We start from the raw sequence: 9490 nt of genomic DNA, 5'->3' as shown, positions 1-9490 counted from the left end.
GCCAGAGCCAGAGCCAGAGCGCCAATTTTCGAGTCACCACTCAAGCTACGCAGAAATACGCGCGGCTGAGTTTGAGGTTCCTAACCTTGAAGATGTTCAGAAACTACTGAGTCGTTTAGAGGCGACCAATGTTGTTGATGAACTGAACCTTGATGAGTTGATGGATCAGAACACCCAGAAAATCGCCCAGCAAGCAGACATGCAAATGTTTGATGCCGCGGTTGAGTCTGTTCAAGTGTTCGAAGAGCCAGAGATTCAGGATTGGAATCTTCCAGAACCCGATTTATCAATTGTTGTCGAGCCACCTGTTGAATCGCAGCAAATTGAAGAGTTACAAGCTGAATCGTTGGAGACGGAACAAGTAGAAGTTAAGGCTGTTGAGCCTGAACTTGACGTTCCTGATCCCGAGACAGTTATTGAACCCGAAACTCAAGCAGGAGGTGCTGACCAGTTTACCTCTTGGGAAAGTACGGTTCGCAAAGAAGACTTTCAAGTCTTGTATTTTGATGTAAACGGCGTGACCTTTGCGGTGCCACTTGATGAGCTTGGCGGCATCCATCGCCTTGAAGAGTTAAGTCATATCATTGGTAAGCCAGCTTGGTATTTGGGTTTACAAACCAACCGTGATAGTCAGCTAGATGTGGTCGACACCGCAAAATGGGTGATGTCTGAGAAACTATCAGGTGACGAATACAAAGAAAACTATCAATATATAGTGATGCTTGGAGAGAGCTTGTGGGGCCTGGCGGGCACAGAGCTCAAAGGCACCGAGCTACTTAATACAGACAAAGTACGTTGGCGAGAAATGGCAGGGAAACGCCCATGGCTCGCTGGTATGGTAAAAGAAAAAATGTGTGCTTTGATTCATGTTGAAGCATTAATCGCCATGCTAAACGCAGGGCTAGATGTAAAAGCATTAAGCTAGTAATAAGCATTGGGCTAACAATAAGCATCAAGTTAATAATAGTGGTCGGTAACGACGGCAAGAGGATTATCTATGTCTCATATGAGTGAAGTTGAAGTAAGAAAAGAGCAAACGAATGATGAAGTACTTCAATGGGTGACTTTCCAGCTAGAAGAAGAAACTTACGGCATCAACGTAATGCAAGTACGTGAAGTACTACGTTACAGCGAAATTGCTCCAGTACCGGGTGCTCCAGATTACGTTCTAGGTATTATTAACCTACGTGGTAACGTTGTTACTGTTATCGACACTCGTTCTCGCTTTGGTTTGATGCAAGGTGAAATCACAGACAACACTCGTATCATCGTTATTGAATCTGAGCGTCAAGTAATTGGCATTCTAGTAGATAGCGTTGCTGAAGTGGTTTACCTGCGTTCTTCTGAAATCGACACAACGCCAAGTGTTGGTACTGATGAAAGTGCTAAGTTCATCCAAGGTGTAAGTAACCGAGATGGCAAGCTACTTATCTTAGTAGATCTAAACAAACTACTAAGCGAAGACGAATGGGATGAGATGGCTCACCTGTAATGTTTGAAGCGCTTCCTTTAAGCCCTGTCGCTCTGATATCAGGCGTTGGGGTTTTTACGTTATTTATCCTGATTTTGATTAGCAAAGTAAAACGTGCGATTCAAAAGCAGCTCGATCAGTCACGCCTGCAAGTTCGTAACTTGGACAAAGAGCTTCAAAAATCGAGTAAGCAATTACTTGAGGTTCGCTCTGTTGTGGTTGGCCTTGGCCAGAAAGTGACTGAACAACAAGATCTTATCAAACATTTGAATGAACGTATTGTTGAGCTGGAACATGCGGATACCGATGGACGTTTGTACACACGTGCAACGAAAATGGTTCAGCTTGGCGCTGGGATTAACGAGTTAATTGAAGAATGTGAATTACCCAAAGCAGAAGCTGAGCTGATGATGTCTCTGCAGAACAAGCTTGCTGGTAAAGAGAAAATTCCTTCATTACGAAGCGACCCTTCATCGTACGATCAGCAACCCGATGCCTCTCGCGATCGCAGAGACCCGCCTCGACGTCGTTAAATTGAGCGCTTAATTCGTATTGAGCAATTGATGTTTATTACGTATTCCTCTTAAAAGAAGCTTCGGCTTCTTTTTTTATGCCTGTCCGATCTATATAGAACGATGTTTATAAGTGCTTGTATCTACGACAATATCTTGTTTGTTGATGAAAATGTGTAAATTGTGATGAGGTGGTAACAGTTTCTTACCGACTTTGTTCTATCGAAAACGCCTAGTCCTGTTTTGTCACCATGTTGGTGTGCTACTATAGTGCTCTCATTACTCGACTAAATTTACCTATGCTAGAAGTCTCAAATTTAACTGCTATTCGTGACGACAGGATTCTGTTTGAATCGTTGTCTTTTCAATTGAAACCAGGTGAGCTGGTTCAAGTTGAAGGTCGTAACGGTACCGGGAAAACGACACTCCTTAGGATTATTACTGGCTTAGGCGATCGCGATGACGGCACTATCTCTTGGGACGGTGAGTCTATTGAATCGAGTCGAGATGTTTATCATCAAAATTTACTTTTTCTTGGTCACCAAACAGGCGTAAAGCGCGAGCTTAGTGCTTATGAGAATCTGAGCTTTTATCAGTCGATTCACAGTGGCGGTACCAGCAAAGAAGAGCTTTATCACGCGCTGGCTCAAGTGGGGCTTGCGGGCAGAGAAGACGTACCTGCGGGGCAACTTTCAGCAGGCCAACAACGCCGAGTTGCGTTGGCTCGCCTTTGGTTGAGCAAGCAAATGTTGTGGATTCTTGATGAGCCGCTGACTGCCATTGATAAGCAGGGCGTGAAAGTTCTCGAATCTCTTTTTTCTCAGCATGCAGACAACGGTGGCATTGTGTTGTTAACCACACACCAAGATATGTTTGCTGATAGCCCGAAACTAAGAAAAATAAAGTTGGGTGAGTAATATGATCTCTTCAATGACCACGATTATCCGACGCGAACTGCTTATCGCGTTTCGACGTCAAGCGGATATCTTTAACCCTTTGTGGTTCTTCATCATTGTTATCACGCTTTTCCCTTTGAGTATTGGCCCAGAGCCAAACCTACTTGCGCGTATTGCTGCGGGTATTGTTTGGGTGGCCGCTTTGCTCTCGGCATTGCTCTCTTTAGAGCGTCTTTTCCGTGATGATTTTCAAGATGGCGCCCTTGAACAGATGATGCTGATGCCCATCCCGTTGCAGTTGGTAGTCTTGTCCAAAGTCATAGCACACTGGTTGTTGACCGGGTTACCATTGATTTTAATCAGCCCATTATTGGCTGTTTTGTTGTCTTTAGATTTTGATACATGGCTCTCAGTTGTGTTGACCTTGCTGGTAGGAACACCCGCATTGAGTTTTATTGGTGCGATTGGTGTTGCGTTAACCGTTGGGTTACAGAAGGGCGGAGTCCTGTTAAGCCTGTTAATCTTGCCGCTTTACATCCCCATTTTAATCTTCGCGACGTCAGCAATTGACGCTGCGGCTTTGGGCGTTGCATACAACGGTCAATTGGCGGTGCTTGGGGCAATGTTAATGGGTGCGATGACTATGACGCCTTTTGCGATCAGTGCCGCACTTAGAGTAAGTGTGAACTGATTGGGGTTCCGTTATCGTATAGCCAATGTGAACCAAATGTGTCGATTGGACTCATAGAGTCAATAAAACTGAAAGCAAGACAAATAAAATTATTATAATTATAGCTTTAATAGCTGTAAGCAATATGAAGTAAGAGTGAGATTACAACATGTGGAAATGGCTCCATCCCTATGCCAAAGCAGAAACCTCTTATCAGCTTGCTGGTAAACTTTTGCCATGGTTTTCGATCCTAGCGCTATTGTGTCTATCCGTCGGTACCGTGTGGGGGCTTGCATTTGCGCCTTCTGATTACCAACAAGGCGATAGCTTCCGTATCATCTACATCCATGTTCCGTCTGCAATCTGGTCGATGGGCGTTTACATGTCGATGGCGATTGCTGCCTTTATCGGTTTGGTATGGCAGGTAAGGCTATCAGACATGGCCGCACTGGCGATGGCGCCGATTGGCGCTGTGTTTACCTTCATTGCGTTACTAACTGGCGCAGTTTGGGGTAAACCAATGTGGGGTGCTTGGTGGGTTTGGGATGCGCGTTTAACCTCAGAGCTGATTCTTCTATTCCTATACTTGGGTGTGATCGCACTACACCACGCATTTGATGACCAAAAAACAGCAGCGAAAGCGGCAGGCATTTTGGCTATCGTTGGTGTCATCAACCTCCCTATCATTCACTTCTCTGTAGAGTGGTGGAATACACTTCATCAAGGCGCGACGATTACTAAGTTCGCAAAACCTTCGATCTCAAGTGACATGCTATGGCCGCTTCTTCTTAACATCTTCGGCTTCGCTTTCTTCTTTGGCGCTGTGACTATGGTTCGTTTCCGTAACGAAATCATCAGTAAAGAGAGTCACCGTCCATGGGTTCGCAAGCTTGCGGCCGAAAAAGCGTAGTAGGGTAGGTAATTATGTATTTTGAATCTTTGAGTGATTTCTTTGCCATGGGGGGCTACGCCTCATATGTATGGAGTGCATTTGGAATCACATTTCTCGCGATGATCATTTTACTGGTCGTAAGCGTTCGTCGTGGTAAGCAATTACTAAATGAAGTACAAGCTAAGATTGATCGTCAGGCTCGTATCGATGCAGCAAAAAATATGGAGAACACTCTATGAACCCAAGACGTAAAAAGAGGCTGGGCATTGTCTTAGCGATCTTTTTTGGTATCAGTGCGACTGTTGGATTGATGGTTTACGCACTTAACCAGAACATGGATCTGTTCTACACACCAACTGAGCTGGTCAACGGCAAAGATGGTAAAAAACCTGAAGTTGGTCAACGCCTACGTATTGGTGGCATGGTCGTAGTCGGCTCTGTAAGCCGTGACAATGAATCACTACGTGTAAGCTTTGATTTGCAAGATGTAGGCCCTAAAGTAACGATACTATACGATGGCATCCTTCCTGATCTTTTCCGTGAAGGCCAAGGTATTGTTGCTCAGGGTGTGCTTAAAAATGCAACGACAATCGAAGCGTTTGAGGTGTTGGCAAAGCACGATGAAGAGTACATGCCTTCTGAAGTTGCGGAAGCAATGAAGAAAACCCATGAGCCTTTGCAATACACGACTGAACAAAAAGAAGGAAATGCTCAATGATAGCCGAGATCGGCCATTTTGCGATGATCCTGTCCTTGGGACTTGCATTGCTGCTAAGCGTGCTCCCATTATATGGAGCCGCTCGAAATAACACATTATTGATGAACAGCGCACGACCGTTGTCGTGGGGTATGTTCGGATTCTTAGCGATTTCGTTCTTTATCTTGTGTTACGCGTTCTACACCAATGATTTTACGATTCAATACGTAGCAAGTAACTCGAATAGCCAACTGCCTTGGTACTACCGAATTACGGCGGTTTGGGGCGCTCACGAAGGTTCATTACTGCTTTGGGTTCTTATCCAAGCGGGTTGGACAGTTGCAGTAGCGACGTTTAGCCGTGGTATGCCTCAAGAGTCTGTGGCTCGCGTACTGGCTATCATGGGTTTGATTACTGTCGGCTTCTTGCTGTTCATTATCGTAACGTCTAACCCGTTCCTACGTACATTGCCTTTCTTCCCTGTAGATGGCCGCGACTTGAACCCACTACTGCAAGACCCGGGTTTGATTATTCACCCGCCAATGCTTTACATGGGTTATGTAGGTTTCTCGGTAGCGTTCTCTTTCGCCATCGCTTCTCTAATGAGTGGTCGTTTAGATACGGCATGGGCTCGTTGGTCTCGTCCTTGGACAATCGCAGCTTGGTTATTCCTAACAGTAGGTATCGCACTAGGCTCTTGGTGGGCTTACTACGAACTTGGCTGGGGTGGCTGGTGGTTCTGGGATCCAGTAGAAAACGCTTCATTCATGCCTTGGTTGGCTGGTACTGCGCTGATGCACTCACTAGCGGTAACAGAAAAGCGTGGCACATTTAAAGCTTGGACAGTATTGCTGGCTATCTCTGCATTCTCGCTAAGCTTACTAGGTACATTCTTAGTTCGTTCAGGCATCTTGGTATCGGTTCACGCGTTTGCGTCGGATCCTGCTCGCGGTATGTTTATCCTAGGTTTCCTAGTCTTCGTTATCGGTGGTTCACTGCTGTTGTTTGCTGTTAAAGGCGCATCGGTTCGTGTTCGTGGTAACTTCGATCTGGTTTCTCGTGAAAACGCACTGCTTGGCAACAACATCTTATTGATTGCAGCCCTAGTGGTTGTGTTAGTAGGTACGTTATTACCACTAGTTCACAAACAGTTAGGCTTGGGATCGGTATCTATCGGTGCTCCATTCTTTGACATGCTGTTCTTTTGGTTAATGATTCCGTTCTCGTTCTTGCTTGGTATCGGTCCTCTGATCCGCTGGAAACGTGACAACCTGTCTAAGCTTGTTAAACCAATGCTGATTTCAGGTGCATTCTCACTGGGCTTGAGTGCGCTAATGGTTGCTCTATTGGCTGACCGCTTCAGTGGTACTGCGTTTGCTGGCTGGGTAATGGCATTCTGGATCATCTTCATGCACGGCTTTGAGCTGCATGAACGTGCGACTCACCGTCATACGTTTATGAAAGGTCTAACTAAGTTGCCTCGTAGTCACTGGGCGATGGTGTGTGGTCACATCGGTTTAGCTGTGACAGTGATTGGTATCGCGATGGTGCAAAACTACAGCATCGAACGCGATGTTCGTCTGGCACCTGGTGAAAGCTACCAGCTTGAAGAATACAGCTTCCTGTTTACAGGGGTTCGTGACAAAGATGGTCCTAACTACGATGGTTACATTGCTGACTTTGAAATTACTAAAGAAGGCAAATACATCAACACGCTTCACGCTGAAAAACGTTTCTACACCACCGCTAAGTCTATGATGACAGAAGCAGCGATTGACCGTGGCGTAACGCGCGACCTTTACATTGCAATGGGTGAACGTTTAGACGACAACAAATCTTGGGCTGTACGTATCTACTACAAACCATTTGTACGTTGGATCTGGGCAGGTTCTTTGATTATGTCGATTGGTGGCGCTATTGCTATCAGTGACCGTCGTTACCGTTTCCGTAAGCCAATCAAAAAGTCGGCTGAAGAGCAGGAGGCTTAATTCGAATGAACAAGAAGATTTTATTCATTCCATTGATTGCGTTCATGGTTCTAGCTGGAATCTTTGCAACGCAATTAATGCGCAACCAGTCGGGCGATGACCCAACTAAGCTAGAATCCGTATTGATTGGTAAGCCTGTTCCTGAGTTTGGTCTAGAAGACTTAGAACAACCAGGTAAGTTTCATGATCAAGCGATCTTTAAAGGCGAGCCACTGCTTCTTAACGTGTGGGCGACTTGGTGTCCTACTTGTTATGCAGAGCACTCTTACCTGAACAAGCTTGCGGATCAAGGCGTTAAGATCATTGGTCTTAACTACAAAGATGATCGCAACAAAGCGGTTGGTTGGCTAAAAGAGTTGGGTAACCCGTACCTAATTAGCCTGTTTGATGGTAATGGCATGCTAGGCCTTGACCTTGGCGTGTATGGCGCGCCTGAAACTTTCCTAATCGATGCTAACGGCGTAGTTCGCTACCGCCATGTTGGTGACGTGAACCCAACCAACTGGGCATCGACGCTTGAGCCGATGTATCAAGAGTTGTTGGAGGAATCGAAATGATTAGAAAGGCATTGATTACTCTATTTGCTACGTTCGCAATCTCAGCGACGGTTTCTGCTGCACCTATCGAATTTCATGAATTTGATACCGTAGATCAAGAGCAGCAGTTCAAAGAGCTAAGCAATACATTACGCTGCCCTAAATGTCAGAACAACACGATTGGTGATTCGAACGCTGAGTTAGCGGTCGACTTACGTCAAAAAGTGTACGAGATGACAAAAGACGGTAAGTCGAAGCAAGATATCATTGATTACATGATTGCTCGCTACGGTAACTTTGTGACTTACAATCCACCACTGACACTAGCAACATCGATCCTTTGGATTGGTCCGTTTGCGGTGGTTGTGTTTGGATTTGGCTTGATCATTTTGCGAAGCAGAAAGTCAAAATCGAAAGCGGCAGTAGAGTCAGATAAAGACTGGGATGCAGACAAAGAAGCTCGCTTAAAAGCGTTACTCGATGAAGAGAACGACGGAGATAAGAAGTAATGACTCTATTTTGGATTTCTACCATTATCCTTTCGCTAGCGGCAATTTTCTTAATTGTTCTGCCTTTCATTAACAAGAAGGCAAACAATGACGAAATGCTTCGCGACGAGTTGAACAAAGCATTCTATAAAGACCGTCTTGTCGAGTTAGAAGTAGAAGCAGAGGAAGGTCTTGTTGATAACCAACAAGAACTGATCGATGATTTGAAACAGTCTCTGCTTGATGATGTTCCTGCACAAGAAGAGATGAAGAAGACTCAAATCTCTACGCTTGGTGTGGTTGTACCGTCGATCATCCTTGTCGTCGTTGTGACTTATGGTATGTACTTTAAGTTCGGTGCGTTGGACAAAGTTCAACACTGGCAAGAAGTGAGCTCGAACCTTCCTGAATTGTCTAAAAAGCTAATGTCATCGGAAGGTGGTGCACTAACGGATGATGAGTTGGAAGATTTGACTCTAGCGCTTCGTACTCGTCTGCATTACCAACCAAAAGATTCAACAGGTTGGTTACTACTCGGTCGTATTGCACTGGCTAACCGTGATGCTGAAACAGCAAAAGATTCTATGGAGCGAGCTTACAAGCTTGAACCTAAGAATGAAGATGTTCAGTTAGGTTTCGCACAAGCACTGATGCTTTCACCTGATGAAGCGGATCAAAACCAAGCTCGTTTGATTTTGAGCCGTTTGGTTCAAAACGATTACGTCGACCTTCGTGTGTTCTCACTGCTAGCGTTCGATGCATTTGAGCGTCAAGACTACCCGGGTGCGGTGAAGTACTGGAGCATCATGCAACAGATGATTGGTCCACAAGACAGTCGCTATGAAATGCTTTCGCGCAGTATTGAAAGTGCTCAGAAGAAAATGGGCGACACTATGGGTGTCGACCAAGGTAAGACTGTTGCTGTAACGCTCGATCTATCTGCAGACGTGAATGCTGACCCTAACTCAGTGTTAATTGTGTCAGTACACAGAGCTGATGGTTCTCCAATGCCTATCGCAGCGGCACGCTACCCACTAGGGACTTTCCCTCGTACGGTTGTGCTAGATGACGGCAACAGCATGCTGGAAGGGCAAGAGCTGTCTAGCCTTGAAACACTGATGGTTAGAGCTAGGCTTGATACAGACGGCAACGTTTCAACTCGCGAAGGTGATTGGTACGGTGAAAGTGAAGTGGTTGAATTGGGCGCTCCAGTTACCATTGATATCAATAAGCAATATTAATCATCACTTTGCATAGGTGTTATCTATTCCGATTTGCAGATAAACGGTATAGACTTAGCCAAACAATTGAGGCCAGCGATTGCTGGCCTTTTTTATTAT

General features: G+C 45.4%; 12 protein-coding genes. All 12 read left to right on the top strand.

Annotated elements, in window-relative coordinates:
• The coding region (locus tag AB4482_RS14840; RefSeq protein WP_372082571.1) for a chemotaxis protein CheW at positions 1–925 on the top strand (925 nt) is incomplete at its 5' end.
• A 72-nt stretch (positions 926–997) separates the two neighbouring features.
• The gene (locus AB4482_RS14835) at positions 998–1492 is read left to right on the top strand and encodes a chemotaxis protein CheW (RefSeq protein WP_017064109.1); all 495 of its coding nucleotides are present in this window, start codon (positions 998–1000) and stop codon (positions 1490–1492) included.
• Positions 1492–2004, top strand: a complete 513-nt coding sequence (locus AB4482_RS14830) for a DUF2802 domain-containing protein (RefSeq protein WP_017060660.1) — start codon at positions 1492–1494, stop codon at positions 2002–2004. Before AB4482_RS14835 ends, AB4482_RS14830 begins: the two co-directional genes overlap by 1 nt.
• A 278-nt stretch (positions 2005–2282) precedes the next feature.
• Complete coding sequence (ccmA, locus tag AB4482_RS14825; protein WP_017060659.1) at positions 2283–2900, top strand: cytochrome c biogenesis heme-transporting ATPase CcmA; 618 nt, start codon at positions 2283–2285, stop codon at positions 2898–2900.
• Position 2901: 1 nt separating this feature from the next.
• Entirely contained in the window at positions 2902–3570 is a 669-nt protein-coding gene (gene ccmB / locus AB4482_RS14820; protein WP_017060658.1) for a heme exporter protein CcmB, read from the top strand.
• Positions 3571–3718: 148 nt separating this feature from the next.
• Positions 3719–4459 (top strand): heme ABC transporter permease, encoded by a 741-nt coding sequence (locus AB4482_RS14815; RefSeq protein WP_102332830.1) that lies wholly within the window; start codon positions 3719–3721, stop codon positions 4457–4459.
• 14 nt (positions 4460–4473) lie between these two features.
• The gene (gene ccmD, locus AB4482_RS14810) at positions 4474–4680 is read left to right on the top strand and encodes a heme exporter protein CcmD (protein ID WP_009848525.1); all 207 of its coding nucleotides are present in this window, start codon (positions 4474–4476) and stop codon (positions 4678–4680) included.
• A complete protein-coding gene (ccmE, locus tag AB4482_RS14805) occupies positions 4677–5159 on the top strand; it encodes a cytochrome c maturation protein CcmE (protein ID WP_017064106.1) in 483 nt (160 codons plus the stop codon). The genes ccmD and ccmE overlap by 4 nt, the downstream gene beginning before the upstream one ends.
• The gene (locus AB4482_RS14800; protein WP_372181154.1) at positions 5156–7126 is read left to right on the top strand and encodes a heme lyase CcmF/NrfE family subunit; all 1971 of its coding nucleotides are present in this window, start codon (positions 5156–5158) and stop codon (positions 7124–7126) included. Before ccmE ends, AB4482_RS14800 begins: the two co-directional genes overlap by 4 nt.
• Positions 7127–7131: 5 nt before the next feature.
• Positions 7132–7683: a DsbE family thiol:disulfide interchange protein gene (locus tag AB4482_RS14795; RefSeq protein WP_017060653.1), complete on the top strand. Its 552-nt coding sequence runs from the start codon at positions 7132–7134 to the stop codon at positions 7681–7683.
• Entirely contained in the window at positions 7680–8171 is a 492-nt protein-coding gene (locus AB4482_RS14790) for a cytochrome c-type biogenesis protein (protein WP_017066364.1), read from the top strand. The genes AB4482_RS14795 and AB4482_RS14790 overlap by 4 nt, the downstream gene beginning before the upstream one ends.
• Positions 8171–9391, top strand: a complete 1221-nt coding sequence (gene ccmI / locus AB4482_RS14785) for a c-type cytochrome biogenesis protein CcmI (RefSeq protein WP_372181152.1) — start codon at positions 8171–8173, stop codon at positions 9389–9391. Before AB4482_RS14790 ends, ccmI begins: the two co-directional genes overlap by 1 nt.
• Positions 9392–9490 lie beyond the last annotated feature (99 nt).

This window comes from Vibrio sp. 10N.222.55.C7 (assembly GCF_041473335.1).
Classification (GTDB): Bacteria; Pseudomonadota; Gammaproteobacteria; order Enterobacterales; family Vibrionaceae; genus Vibrio; species Vibrio crassostreae_C.
This window is presented reverse-complemented; position numbering and strand designations above follow the sequence as displayed.